This is a genomic window from Shewanella alkalitolerans (genome assembly GCF_019457575.1).
GTDB classification, from domain to species: domain Bacteria; phylum Pseudomonadota; class Gammaproteobacteria; order Enterobacterales; family Shewanellaceae; genus Shewanella; species Shewanella loihica.
Genome location: NZ_CP080422.1, coordinates 4,201,976 through 4,225,778, shown reverse-complemented (window position 1 = coordinate 4,225,778; position 23,803 = coordinate 4,201,976). Strand labels below are relative to the sequence as shown.

Sequence of the window (23,803 nt, the reverse complement as noted above, 5' to 3'; positions counted from 1 at the left end):
TTTTTTTTGCCTGCTCATCGGTGAGAGCAACAGAAACGTGTAGAGACTAACGCGGCAGCCTGATGGTGATCTCCAGCCCTTGGGGCTTGGCGTTGCTGGCGACTATTTGGCCCTGATGGGCCTGAATCGCCGCCTTGGCGATGGCCAGTCCCAGGCCCCAGCCGCCGGATTCGCGCTCTCGCGCCGATTGTGGGCGATAGAAGGGCTCGAAAATCGCCTGCAGATCCGCCTCATCCTCTATGCCCGGGCCGTCATCCTTGATGGTGAGGATCACCTGCTCTGGCTCGGCTACGGCGCTGATGCTGATCTCCCGCTCGGCGTAGCGAATGGCGTTACGCAGTAGGTTCTCAATTGCCCTTGCTAGGGGGCGCGGGTTGAGCATCAGCATCAGGCTATCGTCTATATCGATCACCAGGGATTTCTGTTGCTGCTCAGCCTCGAACTCGGCATCGTCCAGCACCTGGCCCAGGGTCTCGGCCAGGGATAGCCGATGTTTGTGCTCATGGATATCCAGCTTCACCCGCGACAGCTCGAGTAGCTCGGCGATCATCGCCTCCAGCTGCTCAGCCTCATAGCCGATGCGGTCTATCTCGGTCGAGGCCTGTCCCTTCTTGCGGGTGAGGGCCAGAGCCAGCTGCAGTCGGGTCAATGGGGTCCTGAGTTCGTGGGAGATATCGCTGATCAGTCGCTGCTGACTGTTGACCATGGACTCGATGGCGTCGGCCATGGCGTTAAAGGACTGCGCCAGCTGGCCTATCTCGTCCTTGCGCGCCGTGGTACTGGCGTCGGCCCTGTGGCCGAGATCGCCGCTGGCCACCGCCTCGGCGCTCTGTTTGAGGGCGCGCAGGGGCTTACCCAAGTGCCAGGCCAGCAGGCCACATAAGAGGCCCGAGAGCAAGATCGCCAGGGTCAGAGTGAGGGCGATATTCTCGGCGAAGAAGAAGAACCAGGGCCTCGGGTGCATCTCGGCGAGGCGGCCATAGAGGGTGTAGCGTTTGCCCTCTATCTCGAAGGGCATGGGGCCAAACAGCAGCTCGCTCTTAAACTGGTGGCTGATAGGGTGGCCCGCCTCGTCGGCCATCAGCATGAAGCGCCGGATGCCGCGGGAGACACGTTGATTGTTGATCAGCTGGCCCTGCTCGTCGGCCACATAGAAGCGTACCGGCTTGTTACCCATCTCCTTGAGTCTGTGCCAGTGTTTGTCACGCTTCATGGTCAGCAGTTCGGGGCTTTCCTGTATGCGTTCGACTACGCGTTCCAGCAGCCCTTGTAGATGGGGCGGAATAGGGGCCTGATCGTGATTCTGCTGCAGCAGCGGCAGCAGGCCGACGATGGCGATGATCAGGCTGCTACAGAGCCAGAAGCTCAGCAGCAGCTTGATAAAGATGCGGTTGGGAAGACTACTAATTTTCATCAGGTTAGCCAGATGTAGCCCTTGCCTCTGAGGGTCTTGACCCTGGGGCGGCCGTCGGCGCGCTCGGGCAGTTTCTTACGCAGATTAGACAGGTGCATATCCAGGCTGCGATCGAAGGGCATCAGCTTCTTGCCCAGGACATTCTCGCTGAGGTTATCCTTGCTCAGCACCTCGCCGCTATGCTGGATCATATGATACAGCAGGCTGAATTCGGTGCCGGTGAGGATCAACAGCTGGTCCTGGCAGACCACCTCCTGACGGCTGGGGTCGAGCTTGATGTCGGCAAACTCCAGTATGCTGGGCTGCTGCTCGTCCATCTGATGGCTGGTGCGGCGGATGATCGCCTTGATGCGCGCCACTAGTTCGCGATCGTTGAAGGGCTTGGGCAAGTAGTCATCGGCGCCTATCTCCAGGCCAACGACTCTGTCTATCTCGTCGCCGCGAGCGGTGAGCATGAGTACCGGAGTCTGTTTCTTGGATCGCAATGCCTTGAGCACCTCGAAGCCGTTGAGCTTAGGCAGCATGACATCGAGCAGGATGAGATCGAACTGCTGTTCCAGTGCCAGGGCAAGTCCCGCCTCGCCATCGTGGGCAAGTGTGAGGTTAAACCCTTCAAGTTCAAGCAGTTGTGCTAGCAGTTCCGCTAGCCCTAGATCGTCATCGATTAACAGAATTTGGCTCATGGTATGTCTCTCTACACCTATAACAGCTTGAGTATACCCTTTTAGATGTCAATTGCAGTCTAAGAATGTAAGTCTAGGTAAAGGCGTGACGGGCAGCAGATTGTCACTCTTTGCGCAAACTTTACAGAGGTTTACCTAAGGAAAACCCTGCATTACATAGGGTGGCGTAAACTGTTAGTGTCGAAGCTCTTCCCAGAGCGAACTAACTATCCGCGATAAGCGTAAGAGGCAGATTATGAATAAGATGACCCTAAAATCAGGATTATTTGCGTTAATGACCAGCGCCGCCCTGTTGGCACCCGCTGTGTATGCGGCTGGCCCGGATGACGGCGGTTGTCGCCATGAGATGCGTGGTGATCACAAAGGTTACCACGGCGAGATGCACAAGATGTTTCGCGGCCTGGATCTCACCGATGCCCAGCGTACTCAGATGAAGGAGCTGATGCAGTCGCACCGCGAGGCGATGCAGGCTAAGCGTCCATCGGACGAGGTGCGTGCGGCTCACAAACAGCAGATGCTGGATATGATCACCTCAGACAGCTTTAACGAGGCCGATCTTAAGGCGATGACGGCCCAGCGCAGCGAGCAGAGAGCGCAGGCCGCGGTGGAGCGCATGAAGATGCAACGCGAAATCTATCAAATGCTTACCCCTGAGCAGCAGGCTAAATTTAAAGAGAATTTTGCCAAGCGTGGCGGACGTAAAGGAGATCGCCCATAGGGGATAACTGAGTTACAATTGGGTCATATTCTTCCCCTGCTAATTGTTAGCTGTAATATGATCCTATGACCGACACTTCCCAATACGATTTTTGGGTGAAACTGGCTAGCCGCGCCGCCGTGGCGACCGCGCTCACCCTGATAGTCATCAAGCTGGCGGCCTGGCTCTATTCAGGTTCCGCCAGCATGCTGGCTTCGCTCACCGACTCCTTCGCCGATGCCCTGGCTTCCATAGTCAACTTCATCGCCATTCGCTATGCCATAGTGCCCGCAGACCAAGATCACAGGTATGGTCACGGTAAGGCCGAGCCCCTGGCGGCCCTGGCCCAGTCGGCCTTCATCCTGGGCTCGGCGCTGCTGCTCTTGCTACATGGCAGCGACAGGCTGATCAATCCGACGCCTATCAACCATGCCATGGTGGGCGTGGTGGTGTCGGTGATCGCCATAGTGCTGACCCTGGCCCTGGTGCTGCTGCAACGCCGCGCCCTGGCTAAGACCTCCAGCACCATAGTGGAGGCCGATGCCCTGCACTATAAGTCGGACCTGTTTCTCAACAGCGCCGTGCTGCTGGCCCTGGTCTTGTCGCAGTTTGGCTGGTGGTGGGCCGATGGCCTGTTCGCCATACTGATCGCCCTGTTTATCGGTCAGCAGGCGGTGGATCTGGGTTACCGCTCGGCGCAGTCGCTGCTGGACCGGGAGCTGGATGCCGATACCAAACTCAAAATCGTTCAGGCGATAGAGAAAGACCCGCGCATCAATGGTTTTCATGATCTGCGTACCCGCACCTCGGGCAAGACCACCTTCGTGCAGTGCCACCTGGAGCTAGATGGCAGACTGCCGCTGGTGGAGGCCCACGCCATCGCCGATGCCGCCGAGGCAAGGGTGAGAAGCCTGTTCGAGCACGTGGAAGTGCTGATCCACCAAGACCCCGTCTAAGCTGCCTCTGGCGGCGAGGCCGAGCCAGGTTTCGTCGCCGAAAATTCTACACAACCCCGATTTTAGGGGAATTATTTCCCTGCCAATTCAAATACAGTTCTTCTAGTATTAATTCCTCTACTGAGGAATTTTTATGGCAGAAGCTAAAAGTCGTGTCGGCCGTCCCAGTGGCGACACCCAAAATCGCGATAAGCTGATCCTGGCGGCGAGAAATCTGTTTATCGAACGTCCCTATGCTCAGGTGTCGATCCGCGAGATCGCCAGCCTGGCGGGCACAGACCCTGGCCTGATCCGTTACTACTTCGGCTCCAAGGAGAAGTTGTTCTCCACCATGATCCATGAGACGGCGATGCCCGTGTTGGCTCAGCTGCATAAGGCGAGAAGAGAGACGCGCCAGGAGAGCCCGGCGGCCTTGCTACAGACCTACTACAGCGTCATGAGCAAGCATCCGCACTTTCCTAGACTCATGCTGCGCATCGCCGGATTGGATCAGAGCCTGCCGGAAAATGCCGAGGTGACCAAGGCCTTCTATGAGGTGGTTAACTTCGAGAATATCGCCATATTTCAACGATTAAAGGAGAAGGAGCTGCTGAAGGACGATGTGGACGCCCACTGCGCTCAGCTGAGCTTCTTCGCCATGATGGTGTTTCCCTTTATCGTGCCAGAAAACTTACTCGAAAAGGTCGGCATAGAACTTACGCCGGACTTTCTACAACTACTTGCCGAGCAAAATACCCGTCTACTGCAGCGTGGTCTGATGGATGTGAAGGATGAGAGAGATGAATAACAAGAAACGCTATCTATTAGTCGGTGTGGGCGTCGGCGTGCTGGCCATCTTGCTGGCGGCGCTGCTAAAACCTTCGCCCTCACTGGTGGCCGGATACGATAAGGCCAGGGCGGTCGAGGTGATGCCGCTGGCTCAGCAGCCCATAGCACCCAGAGTCATCGGCTTCGGCCGGGTTGAGCCCAAGCATGTGTGGCAGGCGGTGGCCGAGGTGGGCGGCAAGGTGTTGTATCGCCATCCCCAGCTGGAAACCGGCCGTATGCTGCCCAAGGGCACACTGGTGCTCGAGATAGATCCGCTGGAATATCAGCTCAAGGTCGCCCAGGCACAGGCCAGCATGCATGCCACCCAGGCGCAGCTGACACGTCTGGATCAACAGGAGAAAAACCTCAATACCAGCCTGAAGATCGAGGAGCAGAAGCTGGTGCTGGCCGAGCAGGAGTATCAACGCAAGCTGACCCTGAAGAAGCGCAACCTGGTATCGAGCTCTGAGCTGGAGAATCAGAAGCAGTCGCTGCTGGCCCAGACCAAGCTGGTGGAAGATCTACAGAGTTCCCTCAAGCTGCTCCCCGACGATCGCAAGGTGAGCGAGGCGCAGCTGAGCGTCGACAAGGCCTCCTTGCAGGACGCCGAGCGCCGCCTCAACCAGACCAAGGTGGTGCTGCCCTTCGATGCGCGGGTGTCGGATATCAATATCGAGCAAGATCAGGTGGTGGCCGCCGGCGCCGTGATGCTGGTGGCCCACAGGCTAGGCACAGCCGAGATCAAGGCGGAGTTGTCCTTGCAGGATATGCGCGCCCTAGTCAGCAGCCTGGTGCAGGCATCACAGCCCAGAAGCATGCCCTCTATCGACGAGTTTGAGTTGCAGGCGGAGGTGAGTTTTCAGGCGGGCAATCATAGCTTTAGCTGGCCGGCGCGGGTGACCCGAGTCGCCGAGACGGTCAATCCCAACCAGGCCACCATAGGTGTCTACTTAGAGGTGGAGCAGGACTTTAGCCAGATGGATCTGCTGCTGCGTCCGCCGCTGACCAAGGGGATGTTTGTCAGCGCTGTGATCAGCGGCAAGCCGAGGGAACATTTCGTTATTCCCGAGCGGGCGCTGCGGGGCGATCAGATCTATCTGATGGATACCCAGCAGAAGCTGGTGATCAAGCCGGTCGAGGTGCTGTTCCGCCACGAGCAGCAGGTGGCCGTCGAGGGCGAGCTGAAGGCGGGTGACGCCCTGGTGCTCAACGACCTGATCCCGGCGATCCCCGGCATGTCGCTCAAGCCTGTTACCAATGAGGGAGGGGCGCCGCTGTGATCGCCTACATCACAAGACATCCTACCCTGGCAAACCTGCTGATGTTGGCCTTCCTGCTGCTGGGTCTGCTCAATATGAGCAGCATCAAGCGTGAGACCTTTCCCGAGTTTGCCCCGCCCTATGTGATGGCGACCGTGGTCTACCCGGGCGCCTCGCCGGTCGAGGTGGAGGAGAGCATCTGCCTGCGGATGGAGGATGCGGTCGACGGCCTGGCCAACATCGAAGAGGTCAAGTGTGACGCTCAGGAGGGGATAGCCTCAATGCGTCTCAAGCTGGAGCCCAAGGCAGATCTGGGTCGCATGCTGGTGGATGTGCAGACCCAGATCAACGCGATTCAGAACTTCCCGGCGCAGATCGAACCGCCCATCGTCAAGGAGCTGGACTGGGCCGAGCCCGTTGTAGATATCGCCATCGTCGCCGACACCAGTTGGCCACACCTGAAGAGCTATGCCGAGGATGTGAAGCGTCGTCTCAAGATAGACGCCGGGGTGAGCTTGGTCTCCATCGCGGGCTTCTCGGACCATCAGCTGCGCATCGAGCTCAATCAGGCGGATATGCGCAGGCTGGGGCTGACCGCCGCCGAGATCGCCGACAAGGTTGGCCGCCAGAACGTGAAGATGCCGGCGGGGAATATCGAGCTCAAGGATAAGAATATCCTGCTGAGGTTCGATGAGCGCAAGGTCACCCCGGCTTCACTGGCGGAGATCATCGTCGCCTCCAACCCCGACGGCAGCGTGGTGCGCCTTGGCAATATCGCCACCATCAGCGACAGGTTCGAGCTGGATGAGGAGCATATTCAGTTCAACGACAGTAATGCGGCGCTGATCAAGGTGCAGAAGAACAAGGCCGACGACGCGCTGCGGATCAAGGCCAAGGTGAGCGAGTTTATCGAGCTGGAGCAGGCCCGCGCGCCGGACGGTGTGCGCCTGACCATGACCAACGATCTCTCCTCCGTGCTGCAAGACAGGCTGAAGATGATGATCACCAACGGCTGGCAGGGGATCATCCTGGTCTTCCTCAGCATGTGGCTGTTTTTCTCCCTGCGCTACTCCTTCTGGGTGTCGGCCGGTCTGCCGGTCGCCTTCCTCGGCGGACTCTACTTGATGAGTCTTTTCGGCGTGTCTATTAATCTTATGAGCCTGGTGGGGCTTTTGATGGCGATCGGTATCATGATGGATGACGCCATAGTGATCGCCGAGTCGATCGCCTCCCACATAGACAGAGGCATGGCGCCCCATGAGGCTGTGGTGAAGGGAGTGCAGAAGGTCGCCCCGGGTGTGGTCTCCTCCTTCCTGACGACTGTGCTGATCTTCAGCGCGCTGCTGGGGCTGGATGGCCAGATGGGGGCGGTACTGTCGGCCATTCCGACCGTGCTGATCATGGTGCTGACCATCAGCCTGTTTGAGGCCTTCTTGATCCTGCCCAATCACCTGAATCACTCACTGGCACACGCCAAGGCGGAGACCAAGCCCAATCGCATCGGCGAGCTCAAGGCGAAGTTTCTCACCCGCTTCGAGGCGTTTCGGAATAACAGCTTGGTGACCTTGGTAGCCTTCATTGTGCGCTGGCGCTATGTCAGTGTCGGCGCCACCATAGGCCTGCTGCTGATCTCTGTCTCTTTGGTGGTGGGCGGCGCGCTCAAGTTTGTGCCTTTCCCCGATCTGGATGGCGATATTGCCGAGGCCCGTATCATACTGCCGCCGGGCAGCTCCCTGAGTCAGACCCAGAAGGTGGTCGAGACACTGATCGCCAGCGCCAAGCGTGTGGGCGATAGATACACCCATGAGGTGGAGGATGAGCATGAGCTGATCCGGGATATTACGGCCCAGTACAACTTTAACGCCGATGCCGGTGAGAGCGGCCCCCATGTGGCGACCGTCAGGCTGGATCTCTTGTCGGCGGAGACCCGCAATACTCTGATCGAGGCGTTTATCCGCGATTGGCGTATCGAGACCGGGGAGCTGGCGATGCCGCTGTCCTTGGTGTTCAAGCAGCCGACTATGGGCCCGGCCGGGCGGGATATCGAGATCCGCCTGCAGGGCGACGATCTGGATATGCTGAAACAGGCATCCGTGTCGCTGCAGAGCTATCTGGGGCAGTTTGACGGCATCAGCGGCATACTCGACGACATGCGTCCGGGCAAGGAGGAGATCAAGGTGAGCCTGCGCCCCGGCGCCGAGAGCTTCGGCATCGACGGCCAACTGGTGGCGGCCCAGCTGCGCAGCGCCTACTTCGGTCAGCTGGCCGACGAGGTGCAGGTGGGGCCTGAAAATATCGAGATCGAGGTGCGGCTCAACAAGTTGCAGGCAGGGGATCTACAGGCCCTGGCCAACTTCCCCATCATGCTGAGTGATGGCAGCCAGCTGCCGCTCTCCTCCATCGCCCTGCTGCAGGATCAGCGCTCCTATGTGCGTATCCAGCGCATCAATGGTCTGCGCAGCGTGACCGTGATGGCCGATGTGGACAATCAGCGCGCCAATGCCAACGAGACCATAGCCGCGATAAAGCGCGAGTGGTTGGCTCAGGTGCAGCAGACCTATCCTCAGCTGAGAGTGGATTTTGAGGGCTCGGCCAAGGAGACGGCCAAGACCGGCAGCTCCATGGGCAAAGGTTTTCTCATCGGTTTGTTTGGCCTGTTCGCCATCCTGAGTTTTCAGTTCAGGAGCTATCTGGAACCCGCCGTGGTGATGCTGGCGATCCCGCTGGCGTTGATCGGCGTGCTCTGGGGCCATCTGCTGCTGGGCTATAACCTCTCCATGCCTTCCATCATGGGCTTCATCTCGCTGGCGGGAATCGTAGTGAACGACTCTATCCTGCTGGTGCAGTACATACGCCACCATGTGAATGAAGGAGATAGCGTGCATCAGGCGGTGGTGAGCGCCAGTCGTGAGCGTTTCAGGGCGGTGTTTCTCACCTCGCTGACCACGGCGGCGGGCCTATTGCCCCTGCTGCTGGAAACCAGCCTACAGGCCCAGGTGGTGCAGCCATTGGTGGTGTCGATCGTCTTCGGTATCTTCGCCTCCACCCTGCTGGTGCTGTTTATCATCCCCTGTGCCTACGCCATCCTGGCCGACTTTGATAAGGTGAAGCCTCATACCGAGCTGTAAGGCGTTAAATAGAAAATAAAAAAGCGCCCGCTATGTGACCACAGCGGGCGCTTTCGCTTTTAGAATGTAGCTAGAGTGAGGCGGCCTCGCCCAGGTAACTCAGGCGTGCCATCTGGCTCTGATCTTTTAGCTCCAGCGCCTTGATGGAGTAGGGGGCGCCCAGACCCGAGGCCTTGAGCTGCTCGGCGTCGAAGTTTAGGCTCATCTGACCATCGGCGTCCAGCCACTGAGCCGTCTCGGCCCGCAGGATATTGGCCTGCTTACCCTGAGCATCCGTACCCACTAACACGGCTGAGACTTGATAGCGTCCAGGGCTGGCTACCTGCAGCTCGAACACCGCCTGGGTCGGCCTGGCGTTCTGCCAATGTATGCTGGCCTGATCCTTTAGTTTGGCCGCAGGCACATATTGCTTGAAGGCGGTCTTGACGGTGCGGATCAGTGGCAGGCCGTCGACCCGGGTCTCGACGTCGACCTGGATCTCGCTCAGGCCCAGGTTGCTGCTGGGCATCGCCAGCTCATCCGGTAGCTGGGCCTGCCAGTTATCGCCCTGCTTAACCACGGCCAGCCTGTGGTAGCGACCATCGCTCTGCTTGAGCGTCGCGGTCGGGCTAAGAGCGATATCGCTGTTGCTCAGCTTAAGATCGAACGCCAGCTTAGGGGCCTGACTGCTTAGACGGTTAGGCGCCGACAGGGCCAGCTGATAGGGGCTGCCCTTCTCCTTAACGTTAACCAGATAGCTGTCGTTGGCCCCAAGGGGCCTAACCACCTGTAGCTGATACACGCCGGGCGTCGCCTGCTTGGAGAGCCTCAAGGCACTGGAATCATCGACTATGCCAGCCGTCGCCATCGCCTGTGGGTCGCTCATGGATTGGATCATAGATGCCGACTTATCCACGCTCTGTTTGTCGACCTTGTAGAGGCGCAGCTGATCCGGCGAGATAACCGGGCTGTGTTGCAGGGCCCCCGAGCTGGCATCGCCCCGCGGCGCCACCCGGATCACGCTATCGTTCTGGCTGACCGCCAGCATGATCCCCTTGTTCAGCTCGGCGCCCGACACGGTGCGCCAATACTGATCGCTGCTGCTCTGATCAAGCTGGCTTGGGGCCTGGATCTGGACCGTGGCACCCATGGGCGCGCTAAAACTGACGCCGCCGCGATTGCCGTTGACAGCTGGCAGCTCTGTGGTGGCCAGGGTATCTATGGTGAGATCCTCAGAGGTGGGTGCCAGCAGGGTCACCTGAGTGACTGTCATTGCGCTGGCCTGTGGGGTATTTTCTGCCTGAGGTTCGTCGTTTTGACAGGCGCTCAGCAGGGCGGACAGGGCGAACACACTCGCCATTTTAATTGATGGTTTCATCTTATGGCTCCTAGATATGGTCGCGGATCAGGGTGTCGAGGTTGAAGCAGGCGCGGCGGCTCTGCTGATGGCTCAGAGGTTCCTTACCGGCGGTGCGCTGAATGTCTTTGAACCAGACTGTGCCCGCAGCCGATTGCGACTGACACTCCAGGAAACCGTCCGAGCAGTCGTCGAGCCAGTTTTGTGTGGTCTCAAGTGCCACCTGATACTGATAGCCGGCGCAGTAGCTGTCGCCGTCCCAGAAGGCGGAGTCGACATCTGAGCCCACCACGACCTCGAAGGGCGAGGGCAGCGCAGGGCGACCCGAGGTGCCATAGAGCCAGCTGTTGTTATAGCTGCTCATCCAGCTCACCTGCTGCTGTTTCACCGCATCGCTGCCATAGCCCAGCAGCCAACCCAGTGAGGTCTCAAACACATTGCCCTGGGTGACTGCATCGGCCAGTGGCGTGCCGCCGCTTGAAGGCGCCAGGGCGATCACCCTGGAGGTGGCGTTGATGATCTTGGGATAGCGACTGTCCCAGGTGGGGTTGGAGAGGATCCAGCGCACCACGTTGCCGCCGTTAGAGTGGGTCAGCAGGGTAAGATCGTTAATGTTTTTACTCTCGATAAACTGGGTGAGTTGCCCGGCCAGACAGCCCGCGGCGGCGTCATCCCACATGTATTGGTCGAAATCGCAGTTGATCACCAGATAGTTATCGGGCGAGGCAGCGCCCTGGCGGACGGAGTCGACAAATTCCCGTGTCCAATAGTCCGACAGCGCATCTGTCTGATGCCCGGTACCATGGATAAACACGAGTCCGGAAGCGGCATAAGTCAATGGGCTGACAGCAAACAGACCCAGCATCATGAGCTTTTTATAGATCTTCATTGGCTTATTTCTCTTATTTGATGTTGTTTTAGGTTTTGTTACCTGGTTTCAATCACCAGTTTCAGTAACCAGGTGTTAGCTACTCAGGTGTCAGTTACTCAGGCTTTAGTTACTCAGGGTTTAGTTACTCAGGGTTTTAAATATTCAGACACAGAGGTCAGACGTCGGACGTCAGACCTCTTAAGGGAAACTAACGGCAGGAAAGTGAGGCGGCAAGGCTTTTTAACGGTACTTTAGTACCAGTTAAACTAAGCTTAGGTGGTTGATTGTTTTAAACAAAAAGGTGCGCACCTAATTATGGTGCGTCAGCGGCCATGGCCCGCGTTTGAATAACGAGCGAAAAAAATTGCACCTTTGTTGTGCAAGCGGGCGCCGTCAGACTCATCACCAGTGATTTTATCTGTCGGCGACCAGCTTCTCAGTTTTAGATAACTGCTTACCCAGTTTTTCTGGCTGAAAATCCGGTAGATTTTGCCGGCTATCAAGGGTGCAGATGGGCCTGCTCACTGAGATCCAAGAGCGCCTGGGCCGCCGGTGTCAGGGGCAGGTCTTTGCGCCAGATCAGCGCCAGATCCCAGGTGAGATTGGGGCGAATAGGTTTGAACACCAGCTCGCTGCCCTGCAACTTGTGGCAGATAGGTTCGGGCAGGATGGCGACCCCCATCTGGGCCTCTACCATGGTTGCCAGAAAGTCCCACTGGCCGCTGCGAAAGGCGATGTTGAGCTGCACGCCCGCCTTGTGGCTCAGGCGGGTGATCAGCTTGGCCAGGGAGAAGTCCTCGTTGTAGAGGATGAAGGGGTAGGCCTCGAAGTCCTGCCAGGTCACCGCTTCCTGCTGGGCGAGGGCATGGTCCTTGGGCAGGCAGGCCAGCAGCGGATAGCGGGTGAGGGCGCGGTTGGCCAGCTCGATATCATGGGTAGTGGGCAGGGCGGTGAAGGCGATATCCAGGCTGTTGTTGAGCAGCGCCTGCTCGCAGCCGAAGCCGCCATACTCGTACATCTGCAGCTCTATGCCCGGATATTGCTGACGAAAGGCGGTGAGTAGGTCGATGATCAGGCTGCTCATCATGGGGCAGACCCCAAGGCGCAGGTGTCCAGACTTGAGGCCGCTCAGATTGGTAAGGTCTTCCTGCAGCCTGTGCCACTGGCCCAAGATCTCCCGGGCGCTGTTTTCCAGCAGTATGCCGGCCTGGGTCAGCTCTATCTTCTGATTATTCCTGTGCAACAGCTGCTGGCCGAGATTTTCCTCCAGTCGCTGGATGATCTTGCTCAGGGTTGGCTGGGTGATGAAGGATTTTTCCGCCGCCCGGGTAAAATTTCCCGTTTCAACCAGGGTGAGAAAATAATGTAAGGTTTTGATTGGTATGTTCATTCTAATTTGGCATTCACGGGATACTATTTATTCATTTTACTAATAGTCGCCTTAAGATTACTTTGATCCAGTTGGCAAAATGAGGGCAAGGTTAATGAAAGCGAATCAAAGTTTATGGGTAGGGGCTTTATGGCAGGCGGCAATGCCACGTGAAGTCATCGAATCCGAGTGTCAGTCTGAGAGTGTTGTTGCTAGCGCAAACAATGCGCCTGCGGAAGAGGCGCCAAAGCACCCAGCCTAGGCTGGGTGCTTTCACTCAATCCATCTCGAGTTCTTTCAGCTTACGCGTCAGGGTGTTACGACCCCAGCCCAGGCGCTTAGCTGCTTCCTGTTTGTGTCCCTTGGTGTGTTTCAGCGCCGTCTCTAGCAATATCTTTTCAAACGCAGGCTGTATCTGGGTCAGCAGATCGCTCTCGCCTTCGCTCAGGCGTTGATCTATCCATTGGGTCAGGGCCTCCTGCCAGCCACCGCTGCCCGCCTGGGGCGAGCTGTCGTGGCTGGTGCTGGGAGTCAGCAGCTCGGGCGGCAGATCCTGAGGTAAGATCTCCTGGCCCGAGGCCATCACCATCAGCCAGCGACAGGTGTTTTCCAGCTGACGCACGTTACCGGGCCAGGGCAGGCTGGCCAGGGTGTCGGCGGTCGCCTTGGTGAGTATCTTGGGCTCGACGCTGATCTCCTTGGCGGCGGTAGCCAGGAAGTGGCGTGCCAGCTGAGGAATATCCTCCCGGCGCTGTGACAGCGGCGGCAGGTGCACCCGGATCACGTTGAGGCGGTGGAAGAGATCCTCACGAAAATCCCCCTTGGCCACCAGAGACTCCAGGTTCTGGTGGGTGGCGGCTATGATGCGCACATCCACCTGCACCGGCGAGTGACCACCGATACGATAGAACTGACCGTCTGCCAGTACCCGCAGCAGGCGGGTCTGCACGTCCAGCGGCATGTCGCCGATCTCATCGAGAAACAGTGTGCCGCCATCGGCCTGCTCGAAGCGGCCCTGACGCACGTTGGCGGCGCCGGTGAAGGCGCCCTTCTCGTGGCCGAACAGCTCAGATTCGATTAGCTCCTTGGGGATCGCCGCCATGTTGAGGGCGATGAAGGGCTTGTCCTTGCGTGGGCTGTGTTTATGCAAGGCGCCGGCGACCAGCTCCTTACCCGTGCCCGACTGGCCGTTGATCAACACGCTGATGGAGGAGCGTGACAGGCGGCCGATGGCGCGAAACACCTCCTGCATGGCTGGTGCCTCGCCGATAATCTCCGGCGCCTTGACCTCGGGCTGACTAATGACCTTGGGTGACTGCTCCTTGGCATGGCTCAGGGCGCGCTCCACCAGGCCGATCGCCTCGTCGATGTCGAATGGCTTGGGCAGATACTCGAAGGCTCCCGCCTGATAGGCGCTGACGGCGCTGTCGAGGTCGGAATGGGCCGTCATGATGATCACGGGAATGTGGGGATAGTGCAGCTGCAGGCGATCCAGCAGGGTCAGGCCATCGGTACCCGGCATGCGGATATCCGAGATGATCACCTGGGGTTGGGTCTGTTCCAATGCCTGCCACAGGGATTCGGCGGCGGCGAAGCTGGCGCAGCTTATCTTGGCGCCCTTGAGCGCCCGTTCGACCACCCAACGTATCGAACTATCATCATCGAGAACCCAAACTTTTTCTGTCATACACCTACTCTCTTAAGTTGAATGCTCTAAGGTCACCTGTGCTAGCTCTTGAGCGGCAGCAGTATGGTAAATTCTGTCTTGCCCGGCACTGAGGCGCAGTCGATGCGTCCGCCGTGGAGCCTGGCAAAGTTATGGGCGATGGAGAGCCCAAGTCCGGATCCCTGCTCCCTGCCCGTGACCATAGGGTAGAAGAGGGTATCCATCAGCTCGGGTGGGATCCCCGGGCCATCGTCTATGATGGAGAGCGCCAGCACCAGCTTGTGGCGTGTGGTACCTATGGTGACCTGGTGCTGGGTGCGGGTCTTGATGCGGATCTCGCCGCCGTCTTCCACCGTCTCCAGCGCCTGGATGGCGTTCTGCACTATGTTGAGTACCGCTTGTTGTAGCTGCTCCTGATCCATCTCGATATCCGGGATCGAGGGGTCATAGTCCTGGATCAGGTGGATATTATCCGGCAGGGTGACGCTCACCAGCTTGAGCACCTTCTGGATCACCGCATGGATGTTGTGCAGGCTGTGCTCCGTGGGTTTCTGCGGGCCCAGCAGCCGGTCCACCAGGTTTCGCAGCCGATCGGCCTGCTCTATGATGAGGTCGGTAAATTCGCGCTGGTCGGCGTCTTCCAGCTCGCGGGACAGCAGCTGGGCCGCGCCTCTGAGGCCGCCCAGGGGGTTTTTGATCTCATGGGCCAGGTTACGCACCAGATATTGGGCCGCCTGTTGCTGGGCATCCAGGGTCAGCTGCTGATGTATTCGCCTTTGCTGATCCACCTGGCGCAGCTCCAACACTCCCTGCTCGGGCTGATCCGGCTGGACTTCCAGCGGGGTGAGCGTCATGTCGACCGTGTGACCCTGACCGTCAAGGGTCACCAGGTTGGCGGTGTTGACCGTCAGGCCTTGGTGTTCGCGAATGGCGGTGCGCAGCAGCTGATGATCTATACTCAGCAGCTGGCAGCAGTCTAATAGGTTGTGTTCCGTGAGGCGGTGACTGCCTAACCCAAGCAGTTGCTCGGCCGCGCTATTGGCATAGCACAGCTTGAGATCATCTGAGATGACGAGTACGGCCGTCACCAGATGATTGAGCAGAGGGTCTGTGTTCATTTACGACTCCCGGGAAGTAGGTTGCACCATAATGGTGCACCAATTTGGTGCACGCTGCAAGCTATCTTCACCGGGATTGTTTTGAGATGTGACTTTCTAAGTTGTTAAAAATTAAGCTATAAATTTTTAACCGCCCCCGAGAGGGGTCGCCCTAGGAATCGCATTTATGGTCGCCCGGTGAAGAAATACGGTTCTAGGGGGGGTCGATGCAAGTTGTTTGCCGTTTTGTGCCAAGGCCTTGATTTCAAACTTGTGCTCGCCGCGATCCACATTTTCCAGCGTAAATACCGGGCTTGCCTGAGGCGTGCTGACCACTTTCCCATCCATCAGGAGCACCAGCACATGACCGGCGGCGAGATCTGGGGTGATGGAGCCGATCACTGTGATATTGCCGTTATTGTCCCTTAGGGTCTCCTCTTCGCTGGGGCTGGAGATGGTCAGCTTGTAGAGCTCCTTGGGCTCCTCCTTGGCGGGGGTTAGCGGCTCGCGTACCACAGGGGGCGGCAGCTTGATCTGATTTTCGGTATTTTCCTTAAACTCGACCTGGGTGGAGTTTTCTACCGGGGTATCCGAGTAGTGAACCTTGCCATCCTTGTCGACCCATTTATAGATGGCTGCCTGAGCCCCAAGGGTCATTAACAGCAGGGTAAACAGCAATATCGGGCGCATAAACATTCCTTTTATACCTTGTCTTTGCTACAGATTAGTCGCTTTCGCGGTAAAAAGCATCAGGCCCTAAGTGATTGGCAGTTGATGACGGGAGAAGGTCTGTTTCAGCACCACGGTCGACTCTATGCTGGCGATACACTTGAGGCCGCCCAGTGAGTGTTTGACGAAGCCTTCATATTCCAGCAGATCGTGGGCAACGATCTTCAGTAGGTAGTCGTGAGCGCCGGTGATCACCGAGCATTCCTGCACCTGAGGCAGACGGCTCATCTCCTGCTCGAACTGTTCACCATAGGCGGCAGAGTTCTCGGTGAGGCGCACGAAGGCGTAGACAATCACATTGAGTGCCAGCGACTTAGGGTCGAGCCTGGCGCTGTAGCCCTGAATAAAGCCCGCCTGCTCCAGCTTCTTGATGCGCCGCAGGCAGGGGGTGTCGGAGAGGTTGAGCCGGTTGGCCAGCTCGGCCACGGGCAGGCGTCCCTCCTCCTGCAGTATGCTTAAGATCTGCTTGTCTTTGCTGTCCAGTTTCATCGCTTAGGTCTCTTGTCCCTCGATTGGGCTCTAGGGCTGGTTTGTTGGATAAGCTTATTAAAGTGGTTATTTTTATCGGAATCCACTAAAAAATCTCTGTTTTCCGGATTGATATTGCAGGTTTGCGCTAATGGCTTAGTGGTAGCTTATTGAGTCATTATTAAAATAACCAAGAGATACCTACCCTATGAGTCAAGATGTCGCGGCCTTCGATCACTGGATCAGGCAGGAGTTTGTCGAGATTAACTCGGCGCTGGAGCGCCTCTACATGCAGCAGAGCGATCCCGCTAACGTGGTGGGCATAGGCGACGAGCTTAAGGCGCGGCTGGAGGCCGAGGGCCGGACGCTCATCAAGGCGCTGCTGGATGAGGGCAATACCGATGAAGGTTTCGATGCGGCCTTCGATCTGCTGGGTAATGTGGGCCTCTACATGGCGGCCTGCCGCCGCCACGAGATCACAGAGCCGAGTCGCGAAACCAGCTCGCCGCTGTTGGAGGCCTCGGCGCTTGCCATGCATATAGGCGCCTCCATAGGGGTGACGCCACGCTTTGCCACCGCCCATCTGACTACTCACAATCGCGCCGTTAACGGCCTCTATAAGCGCTTTACCGATCTGGACGACGAGAAGCTGTTTGTCGATTACAACACCAAGGGGATCCTCGCCTACAAGCGGGCGGCCGATGCCCTGCTGAAGATCCAGCCCCTAGGGATCTCCCACCCCATGACCGCCGAGTTGTTAGAGGTCGCCCTGGTGGCGCTTCAGCAGGTGATCGCCTCCAATCAGACGCTATTCGAGCGCCTCGACACTCAGGCGTTTTTCAACAGCGTGCGTCCCTATTACAAGCCCTATCGCGTCGGTCAGCAGGTGTATCGCGGCGCCAATGCCGGTGACTTTGCCGGCATCAATGTGATCGATCTGCAGCTAGGGCTCTGCTTCGCCAACGAGTCGGCCTACTCTCAGCTGCTGGTGGATAAGTTCCTCTACATGATGCCGGAAGATCAGCGTATCTTGCGCGACTGCATGCGCCGCACCAGCCTGATGGACGATTTCCTCGCCGCCATAGAGATGCGAGACCAGGCCTGGTACCAGGAGAATCTGGCGCAGTTCCTGCGGGTGTGTGAGGCCCATGGCCAGGGGGCGATACAACACCATGATCAGCTGGTGGAGAAGTATATCGCCCAGCCCGCCAAGCAGATGGAGAGTCAGCATATCGACAAGGTTACCGCCAGTGGCCCGCCGCTGCCTGTGCTGCTGGGGGCGCTGGAGAAACTCAGAGACAGACGCGCCGCCGCCAAGCGCGATGACATACGCACCCGTTTCGACGACATCGCCAGGCTGCGCGCCAGCCTAGAGGGGTAAGCCATGTACCAGAATGATTTTGTGATGCCAAAGTCGGTTTACCTGCTCAACCACTCTGTGGGCAGGCCGCTGCAGAGCCTGCGTCAGGCGTTCGACGAGCGTTTCTTCCTGCCCTGGCAGGGTTCGGGGCGAGAGCCCTGGGGTGATTGGTTGTCTGTGGTGGAGGATTTTCGCGTTCAGCTGGCCCGGCTGTTTAATAGTGAGACCCGGCTGTTTTGCCCTCAGGTCAACCTCTCCAGCGGTCTCACCAAGTTGGTGCAGTCCCATTCAAGGCTACGCCGCCCCGGCGCCGTGATCCTGATGACCGAGAACGATTTTCCCAGCATGGGGTTTGCCTTACGTCAGGCGCTGCCTGAGGCTGAGATACGTTTCATCCCCGCTAACCTGGATGTGAGTCTGCCGGAGGTGTGGCAGGCACATCTGACCGACGATATCGATCTGGTGTTTATCAGCCACGCCTATTCCAACACGGGTCAGCAGGCGCCGTTGGATTATCTAATACCTAAGGTGCGCGAGCTGGGGGCGCTCTCTCTGGTGGATGTGGCTCAGGCCGCCGGGGTATTGCCCCTGGATCTCAATGCCCTCAAGCCTGATTTCATGTTGGGTTCCAGCGTCAAGTGGCTCTGTGGCGGGCCGGGGGCGGCCTACCTCTGGGTGAGCGCCGATCAGCTGGTGCATTGCTCACCCCTGGATGTGGGTTGGTTCAGCCACGAGAACCCCTTCGAGTTCGATATTCACGATTTTCGCTACCATGACTCGGCGCTCAAGTTCTGGGGCGGCACCCCGTCTGTGGCGCCTTTCGCCCTCGCGGCCCACAGCATTGGCTATTTTGCCGAGCTGGGTAGCGACAAGGTTCGCCAGCACAACCTGATGCAGCTGGAGCGAATCTGGCGTCAGGCGGGGGATGCCCTGGTTTCACCGTCGGATCCGGCTCGTTGTAGCGGCACCGCCATCTTAGAATTCGGAAAAGCCCAGCAAGCGGCGATCGAGGCTTTGACCCAGGCGGATATTAGCCTAGATGTGCGCAAGCAGGGGATGCGGATCTCGCCCCACATCTACAACGGCGAGAAGGATATGCAGCGACTGCTGGAGGCCCTGGCGCCTTTCTGTCGTTAGTCCGGCAGTCGTTAGTCCCGCAGTAGTGAGTGAATGACCGTAAAACAGATAACGAAAAGCCAGGCCGAGTGCCTGGCTTTTTTTGTAGAAGAAAGCGCTTATCGCTTCATTTATACCTTTAGCGCTTTGCTTATGCCTCTAGCGCTTCGCTCATTCCTTTAACGCTTTGCTTATGCCCTTATCGCTTCGCTAATGTCAGCTCGACGAAACGTTTGATGATGGCGGCGTTGGCCAGGATGCGTTGATCGAAACTCTGCTGGCCTGGGGTCTCACTACAGACGCCGACGCTGGCGCCCAGTCGTACCAGAAAGGCCTCGAAGGAGAGGTCGAAATGGTTGAAGATGATGCCATCATTCACCGGGCAGTCGTCGATCAGTCCGTCCTGGGCGATGGGGAAATAGTGCCCCAGGGCGTCGCGTAGTTCGCGGCTGAATTGGCCTGGATGCTGATTGGCCTCGAAGGAATAGATGTAGGTGTCTGTGAGCAATACATCTTCATGACAGGTGAGGATGCCATCTTTACTGGCGGCGGCCAGCAGCTGTGAGTGAGCCAGCAGGATCTCGCCCTCGCTCGAGGTGTCCTGATTGCTACGGCCGCGGCCATTCTCTAACACGAAGCCGCGATTCGGGTTTTGTCCCAACTTGTTGAATCTATGGCCGCGCTTGAAACCAGTGGGGTTCACCAGCGGCAGCAGGCTAAGGTTGATCTGGCCGAAGAGATCGGGTTCCAGTTCGTTGAGGAAGTAGAGCAGCCCCCAGGGGCCAGCGGCCTCTTCGCCATGAAAGCCGGCGCTGATCAATATCGAGGGTTGGTCAGCCTTCTGCGCCGGCGACTGATACAGTTCCAGCGGATGCGGACCTGCATCACCCAGCTTGCGCGCCTGTAGTCCGAGGCGACTTGCCTGCTCTTCTAAGCGGGCATAGAAGCTGCTGATATCATTGCTCTGACAGCTAAAAATATCGCTGTGCCAGGTGAAAGACTGGAAGGGATCGCGGCTAGACATAATGGGATTCTAAAGTAAGTGATTCGGCGTGATCATGATAGCAGTTTGGCCATAAAGTTAAATCAATTTTATGCCCGACGTCAGGTGCTTAAGCCAAGTTTATCTGGTGGTAAAAGGACATAAAAAAGCCGCCTTAAGTGGCGGCTTCTTTGAGCTATGATCCTGGCTTAAGAGGCAAGGATTATAGGCTGTAGTACAGCTCAAATTCTGCTGGGTGAGTGGTGCGAGCCACTTTCTCAGCTTCTGCTGTCTTCAGCGCGATGTAAGAATCGATGAAGTCATCAGAGAATACGCCGCCTTTGGTAAGGAACTCACGGTCTGCATCCAGGTTCTCAAGTGCGTTCTCAAGAGAGGTTGCAACCTGTGGGATCTCAGCCGCTTCTTCCGCTGGCAGATCGTATAGATCTTTGTCCATAGCTTCACCTGGGTGGATCTTGTTCTGGATACCGTCAAGACCAGCCATCAGCAGTGCAGCGAACGCTAGGTATGGGTTAGCCGTTGGATCTGGGAAGCGAGTCTCGATACGACGTGCCTTAGGGCTTGGTACTACTGGGATACGGATAGACGCAGAGCGGTTACGTGCCGAGTAGGCAAGCATGACTGGTGCTTCAAAGTGAGGCACAAGACGCTTGTACGAGTTGGTGCTTGGGTTAGTGAAGGCGTTCAGCGCGCGAGCGTGCTTGATGATACCGCCGATGTAGTACAGAGCAGTCTCACTTAGACCCGCATACTTGTCACCTGAGAAGAGGTTAACACCGTCTTTAGCCAGTGATTGGTGAACGTGCATACCGCTACCGTTGTCGCCAACGATTGGCTTAGGCATGAAGGTCGCCGTCTTGCCGTAAGCGTGGGCCATGTTGTGAACCACGTACTTAAGGATCTGGATTTCGTCAGCCTTTTCAGTCAGCTTGTTGAAGCGAGTCGCGATCTCGTTCTGACCGGCAGTCGCCACTTCGTGGTGGTGAGCCTCAACTACTTGACCCATCTCTTCCAGAACCAGACACATGGCGCTACGAAGATCTTGTGAAGAGTCAACCGGTGCTACTGGGAAGTAACCGCCTTTCACGAATGGACGGTGACCTGTGTTGCCGTCTTCGTAATGAGTGCCTGAGTTCCAGGCCGCTTCTTTAGCGTCTAGCTTAACGAAACAGCCAGACATGTCGGTGCCGAACTTAACGTCGTCAAACAGGAAGAACTCTGGCTCAGGACCAATGAGTACGGTATCGGCGATGCCGGTAGAAACCATGTACTCTTCAGCTTTCTTAGCGATAGAGCGTGGGTCGCGGTCGTAACCAGTCATAGTGCCTGGCTCGAGAATGTCGCAGCGGATCAGGGCAGTAGTTTCTTCGGTGAACGGGTCAAGAACGAAGGTCGTTGGGTCTGGCATCAGTACCATGTCTGACTCGTTAATGCCTTTCCAACCAGCAATAGATGAACCGTCGAACATTTTACCGTCTTCAAAGAAATCGGCATCAACCTGGTGAGCAGGAATAGATACGTGCTGCTCTTTACCTTTAGTATCGGTAAAACGCAAATCAACAAACTTAACTTCAAGTTCTTCTAGTTGTTGTAAAACTGATTCAACTGACATTCTAAAGTCTCCGAGTAGAGTAGAGGGGATGCCCTTCTTATATCATTCAGCGTTGCGACCAACGCGGTTCTGGCATGAGTAAAGCTAGACTCGTGCCAAAAGTTTAACGTATTGATTTTTATGGGAACAATAAAGAAGGTAGGTGACGGGAATCTCGATATTGCACCATAAAGGTGCAATGGATGCCTCTTGATGGTGCGTTCACCAATATGGTGCGCACCAATATAAACATGACTATTCATAGCTGACTAAAAAATAATCCTGTGCGAGAGCCCCTCGCTAGAGTAGAATGGCACGTTTTTTATTGCAACAGCTATTATTAGGGCTGTTATCAATACCCTATTTTTTCGATGGTAAGAGGTTTATCCGTGTTAGAGAATTTACGTAACATCGCCATTATTGCACACGTTGACCATGGTAAAACGACCCTGGTTGATAAGTTGCTGGCACAGTCTGGAACCCTTGAGACTCGAGGAGAGGCCGCTGAGCGGGTGATGGATTCCAACGATCTTGAAAAGGAACGTGGAATCACGATTCTGGCGAAGAATACTGCCATCAAGTGGAACGATTACCGTATCAACATCGTTGATACCCCTGGCCACGCCGACTTCGGTGGCGAGGTTGAACGTGTACTTTCTATGGTTGACTGTGTGCTACTGCTAGTTGATGCGGTCGATGGTCCAATGCCACAGACACGTTTCGTGACTAAGAAAGCCTTCGCTCAAGGCCTTAAGCCTATCGTAGTGATCAACAAGATCGACCGTCCGGGTGCGCGTCCTGATTGGGTTATCGATCAAGTATTCGACCTGTTCGACAACCTGGGTGCTACCGACGAGCAGCTGGACTTCCCAATCGTTTATGCTTCTGCACTGAACGGTTTCGCGACTCTGGATCCTGAAGAGACTGGCACAGACATGACGCCACTGTTCGAGACCATCGTCGAGAAAGTATCTTCACCTGATGCCGATGCCGAAGGTGCCTTCCAGATGCAGATCTCTCAGCTGGACTACAACTCATACGTGGGCGTTATCGGCGTTGGCCGTATCAAGCGCGGCAGCGTTAAGGTGAACCAGCAGGTTACCGTAGTGGGCGCCGATGGCACCACGCGTAACGGTAAGATCGGCCAGGTACTTGGTTACATGGGTCTGGACCGTCACGAAGTGGCTGAAGCTAATGCCGGCGACATCGTAGCTATTACCGGTCTTGGCGAGTTGAAGATCTCTGACACTGTATGTGCCGTGGGCAACGCCGAAGCCTTGCCACCTCTGTCTGTTGACGAGCCAACACTGACCATGACCTTCCAGGTAAACACCTCGCCATTCGCTGGTAAAGAAGGTAAGTACGTGACTTCACGTAATATCCTTGAGCGTCTGCAACAGGAACTGGTACACAACGTGGCACTGCGCGTCGAAGAGACAGACAGCCCAGACCGTTTCCGCGTATCTGGCCGTGGTGAGCTTCACCTGTCTATCCTTATCGAAAACATGCGTCGTGAAGGCTACGAGCTGGCCGTATCACGTCCTGAAGTTATCGTTAAAGAGATCGACGGCGAGAAGTGCGAGCCATACGAGACGCTGACCGTTGACGTTGAAGAAGAGCACCAAGGTGCGGTGATCGAGAAGCTAGGTACCCGTAAGGCGGACATGCGTGACATGCAGCCAGACGGTAAAGGCCGTGTGCGTATCGACTTCATCATTCCTAGCCGTGGCCTGATCGGTTTCCAAACCGAGTTCATGACAGCCACTTCTGGTACAGGTCTTATCTACCACTCATTCGACCATTATGGTCCAGTGAAGGGTGGCGATATCGGTCAACGTCAGAACGGTGTGTTGATCTCTAACGCTACCGGTAAGGCGCTGACCTTCGCCCTGTTCGGTCTGCAAGACCGTGGTCGTCTGATGATCGGTCACGCCGCCGAAGTTTACGAAGGCCAGGTAGTGGGTATCCACTCTCGTGCCAACGACCTGACAGTTAACTGTCTGAAAGGTAAGCAGCTGACCAACATGCGTGCTTCTGGTACCGACGAAGCTCAGGTACTGACACCGCACATCCAGATGACCCTGGAGCAGGCGCTCGAGTTCATTGATGACGACGAATTGGTAGAAGTGACTCCGCTAAGCATCCGCGTGCGTAAGCGTCACCTGACCGAAAACGATCGTAAGCGTGCCAGCCGCGCTTCGAAAGACGCTTAATCTGACCCGCACCTTTTAGGTGCAGTCGATTAGCCCAAAG

Annotated in this window: 19 protein-coding genes; 8 read left to right on the top strand and 11 right to left on the bottom strand. The window is 56.9% G+C overall.

Features of this window, described 5'->3' with window-relative positions; all coding sequences use genetic code 11:
• Positions 1 to 46: 46 nt before the first annotated feature.
• Together K0J45_RS18325 and K0J45_RS18320 are read right to left on the bottom strand one after the other, a co-directional pair.
• Complete coding sequence (locus K0J45_RS18325; RefSeq protein WP_220043592.1) at positions 47 to 1,414, bottom strand: ATP-binding protein; 1,368 nt, start codon at positions 1,412 to 1,414, stop codon at positions 47 to 49.
• Complete coding sequence (locus K0J45_RS18320; protein WP_220043591.1) at positions 1,414 to 2,097, bottom strand: response regulator; 684 nt, start codon at positions 2,095 to 2,097, stop codon at positions 1,414 to 1,416. Before K0J45_RS18320 ends, K0J45_RS18325 begins: the two co-directional genes overlap by 1 nt.
• 235 nt (positions 2,098 to 2,332) lie before the next feature.
• Here K0J45_RS18320 and K0J45_RS18315 point away from each other — a divergent pair, with 235 nt between their 5' ends.
• The 5 genes from K0J45_RS18315 (at position 2,333) to K0J45_RS18295 (ending at position 8,944) form a co-directional block, all read left to right on the top strand.
• Positions 2,333 to 2,815, top strand: a complete 483-nt coding sequence (locus tag K0J45_RS18315; protein WP_223294741.1) for a Spy/CpxP family protein refolding chaperone — start codon at positions 2,333 to 2,335, stop codon at positions 2,813 to 2,815.
• A 65-nt stretch (positions 2,816 to 2,880) separates the two neighbouring features.
• Positions 2,881 to 3,750, top strand: coding sequence for a cation efflux pump FieF (gene fieF / locus K0J45_RS18310; protein ID WP_220043590.1), 870 nt, complete (start codon positions 2,881 to 2,883; stop codon positions 3,748 to 3,750).
• A gap of 133 nt (positions 3,751 to 3,883) precedes the next feature.
• Positions 3,884 to 4,537, top strand: a complete 654-nt coding sequence (locus tag K0J45_RS18305; RefSeq protein ID WP_220043589.1) for a TetR/AcrR family transcriptional regulator — start codon at positions 3,884 to 3,886, stop codon at positions 4,535 to 4,537.
• Entirely contained in the window at positions 4,530 to 5,837 is a 1,308-nt protein-coding gene (locus K0J45_RS18300) for an efflux RND transporter periplasmic adaptor subunit (RefSeq protein ID WP_220043588.1), read from the top strand. Before K0J45_RS18305 ends, K0J45_RS18300 begins: the two co-directional genes overlap by 8 nt.
• Complete coding sequence (locus K0J45_RS18295; RefSeq protein WP_220043587.1) at positions 5,834 to 8,944, top strand: efflux RND transporter permease subunit; 3,111 nt, start codon at positions 5,834 to 5,836, stop codon at positions 8,942 to 8,944. Before K0J45_RS18300 ends, K0J45_RS18295 begins: the two co-directional genes overlap by 4 nt.
• 70 nt (positions 8,945 to 9,014) lie before the next feature.
• On the opposite strand, the gene K0J45_RS18290 is transcribed toward K0J45_RS18295, so the two are convergent.
• The 7 genes from K0J45_RS18290 to K0J45_RS18260 form a co-directional block, all read right to left on the bottom strand.
• The gene (locus K0J45_RS18290; protein WP_220043586.1) at positions 9,015 to 10,301 is read right to left on the bottom strand and encodes a DUF4785 family protein; all 1,287 of its coding nucleotides are present in this window, start codon (positions 10,299 to 10,301) and stop codon (positions 9,015 to 9,017) included.
• 10 nt (positions 10,302 to 10,311) lie between these two features.
• Positions 10,312 to 11,169 (bottom strand): lipase family protein, encoded by an 858-nt coding sequence (locus tag K0J45_RS18285; protein ID WP_011867357.1) that lies wholly within the window; start codon positions 11,167 to 11,169, stop codon positions 10,312 to 10,314.
• 481 nt (positions 11,170 to 11,650) lie between these two features.
• Positions 11,651 to 12,541 carry a LysR family transcriptional regulator gene (locus K0J45_RS18280; protein ID WP_011867356.1) on the bottom strand — a complete coding sequence of 297 codons (891 nt, stop codon included), beginning with the start codon at positions 12,539 to 12,541 and terminating at the stop codon, positions 11,651 to 11,653.
• A gap of 256 nt (positions 12,542 to 12,797) precedes the next feature.
• Positions 12,798 to 14,207: a nitrogen regulation protein NR(I) gene (glnG, locus tag K0J45_RS18275; protein WP_220043585.1), complete on the bottom strand. Its 1,410-nt coding sequence runs from the start codon at positions 14,205 to 14,207 to the stop codon at positions 12,798 to 12,800.
• 41 nt (positions 14,208 to 14,248) lie between these two features.
• A complete protein-coding gene (gene glnL, locus K0J45_RS18270; RefSeq protein ID WP_220043584.1) occupies positions 14,249 to 15,304 on the bottom strand; it encodes a nitrogen regulation protein NR(II) in 1,056 nt (351 codons plus the stop codon).
• A 126-nt stretch (positions 15,305 to 15,430) separates the two neighbouring features.
• Positions 15,431 to 15,973, bottom strand: coding sequence for a DUF4124 domain-containing protein (locus K0J45_RS18265; protein ID WP_258406132.1), 543 nt, complete (start codon positions 15,971 to 15,973; stop codon positions 15,431 to 15,433).
• A gap of 66 nt (positions 15,974 to 16,039) precedes the next feature.
• Entirely contained in the window at positions 16,040 to 16,501 is a 462-nt protein-coding gene (locus K0J45_RS18260; RefSeq protein ID WP_011867352.1) for an Lrp/AsnC family transcriptional regulator, read from the bottom strand.
• A 187-nt stretch (positions 16,502 to 16,688) separates the two neighbouring features.
• Here K0J45_RS18260 and K0J45_RS18255 point away from each other — a divergent pair, with 187 nt between their 5' ends.
• Positions 16,689 to 17,861: a PrnB family protein gene (locus K0J45_RS18255; RefSeq protein ID WP_220043582.1), complete on the top strand. Its 1,173-nt coding sequence runs from the start codon at positions 16,689 to 16,691 to the stop codon at positions 17,859 to 17,861.
• A gap of 3 nt (positions 17,862 to 17,864) precedes the next feature.
• Positions 17,865 to 18,977 (top strand): aminotransferase class V-fold PLP-dependent enzyme, encoded by a 1,113-nt coding sequence (locus K0J45_RS18250; protein ID WP_220043581.1) that lies wholly within the window; start codon positions 17,865 to 17,867, stop codon positions 18,975 to 18,977.
• A gap of 178 nt (positions 18,978 to 19,155) precedes the next feature.
• Here the strand turns inward: K0J45_RS18250 and K0J45_RS18245 are convergent, their stop codons facing one another.
• Complete coding sequence (locus K0J45_RS18245; protein ID WP_220043580.1) at positions 19,156 to 19,980, bottom strand: N-acetyl-ornithine deacetylase; 825 nt, start codon at positions 19,978 to 19,980, stop codon at positions 19,156 to 19,158.
• A 181-nt stretch (positions 19,981 to 20,161) separates the two neighbouring features.
• Positions 20,162 to 21,571: a glutamate--ammonia ligase gene (gene glnA, locus K0J45_RS18240; RefSeq protein WP_011867348.1), complete on the bottom strand. Its 1,410-nt coding sequence runs from the start codon at positions 21,569 to 21,571 to the stop codon at positions 20,162 to 20,164.
• Positions 21,572 to 21,939: 368 nt separating this feature from the next.
• Between glnA and typA the strand changes: the two genes are divergently transcribed.
• The gene (typA, locus tag K0J45_RS18235; RefSeq protein WP_220043579.1) at positions 21,940 to 23,763 is read left to right on the top strand and encodes a translational GTPase TypA; all 1,824 of its coding nucleotides are present in this window, start codon (positions 21,940 to 21,942) and stop codon (positions 23,761 to 23,763) included.
• The last annotated feature ends 40 nt before the right edge of the window (positions 23,764 to 23,803 follow it).

Bases quoted from the DNA above. Each gene is read 5' to 3' on its own strand.
- K0J45_RS18325 (WP_220043592.1), bottom strand. From the start codon at position 1,414: ATGAAAATTAGTAGTCTTCCCAACCGCATCTTTATCAAGCTGCTGCTG.
- K0J45_RS18320 (WP_220043591.1), bottom strand. From the start codon at position 2,097: ATGAGCCAAATTCTGTTAATCGATGACGATCTAGGGCTAGCGGAACTG.
- K0J45_RS18315 (WP_223294741.1), top strand. From the start codon at position 2,333: ATGAATAAGATGACCCTAAAATCAGGATTATTTGCGTTAATGACCAGC.
- fieF (WP_220043590.1), top strand. From the start codon at position 2,881: ATGACCGACACTTCCCAATACGATTTTTGGGTGAAACTGGCTAGCCGC.
- K0J45_RS18305 (WP_220043589.1), top strand. From the start codon at position 3,884: ATGGCAGAAGCTAAAAGTCGTGTCGGCCGTCCCAGTGGCGACACCCAA.
- K0J45_RS18300 (WP_220043588.1), top strand. From the start codon at position 4,530: ATGAATAACAAGAAACGCTATCTATTAGTCGGTGTGGGCGTCGGCGTG.
- K0J45_RS18290 (WP_220043586.1), bottom strand. From the start codon at position 10,301: ATGAAACCATCAATTAAAATGGCGAGTGTGTTCGCCCTGTCCGCCCTG.
- K0J45_RS18285 (WP_011867357.1), bottom strand. From the start codon at position 11,169: ATGAAGATCTATAAAAAGCTCATGATGCTGGGTCTGTTTGCTGTCAGC.
- K0J45_RS18280 (WP_011867356.1), bottom strand. From the start codon at position 12,541: ATGAACATACCAATCAAAACCTTACATTATTTTCTCACCCTGGTTGAA.
- glnG (WP_220043585.1), bottom strand. From the start codon at position 14,207: ATGACAGAAAAAGTTTGGGTTCTCGATGATGATAGTTCGATACGTTGG.
- glnL (WP_220043584.1), bottom strand. From the start codon at position 15,304: ATGAACACAGACCCTCTGCTCAATCATCTGGTGACGGCCGTACTCGTC.
- K0J45_RS18265 (WP_258406132.1), bottom strand. From the start codon at position 15,973: ATGCGCCCGATATTGCTGTTTACCCTGCTGTTAATGACCCTTGGGGCT.
- K0J45_RS18260 (WP_011867352.1), bottom strand. From the start codon at position 16,501: ATGAAACTGGACAGCAAAGACAAGCAGATCTTAAGCATACTGCAGGAG.
- K0J45_RS18255 (WP_220043582.1), top strand. From the start codon at position 16,689: ATGAGTCAAGATGTCGCGGCCTTCGATCACTGGATCAGGCAGGAGTTT.
- K0J45_RS18250 (WP_220043581.1), top strand. From the start codon at position 17,865: ATGTACCAGAATGATTTTGTGATGCCAAAGTCGGTTTACCTGCTCAAC.
- K0J45_RS18245 (WP_220043580.1), bottom strand. From the start codon at position 19,980: ATGTCTAGCCGCGATCCCTTCCAGTCTTTCACCTGGCACAGCGATATT.
- glnA (WP_011867348.1), bottom strand. From the start codon at position 21,571: ATGTCAGTTGAATCAGTTTTACAACAACTAGAAGAACTTGAAGTTAAG.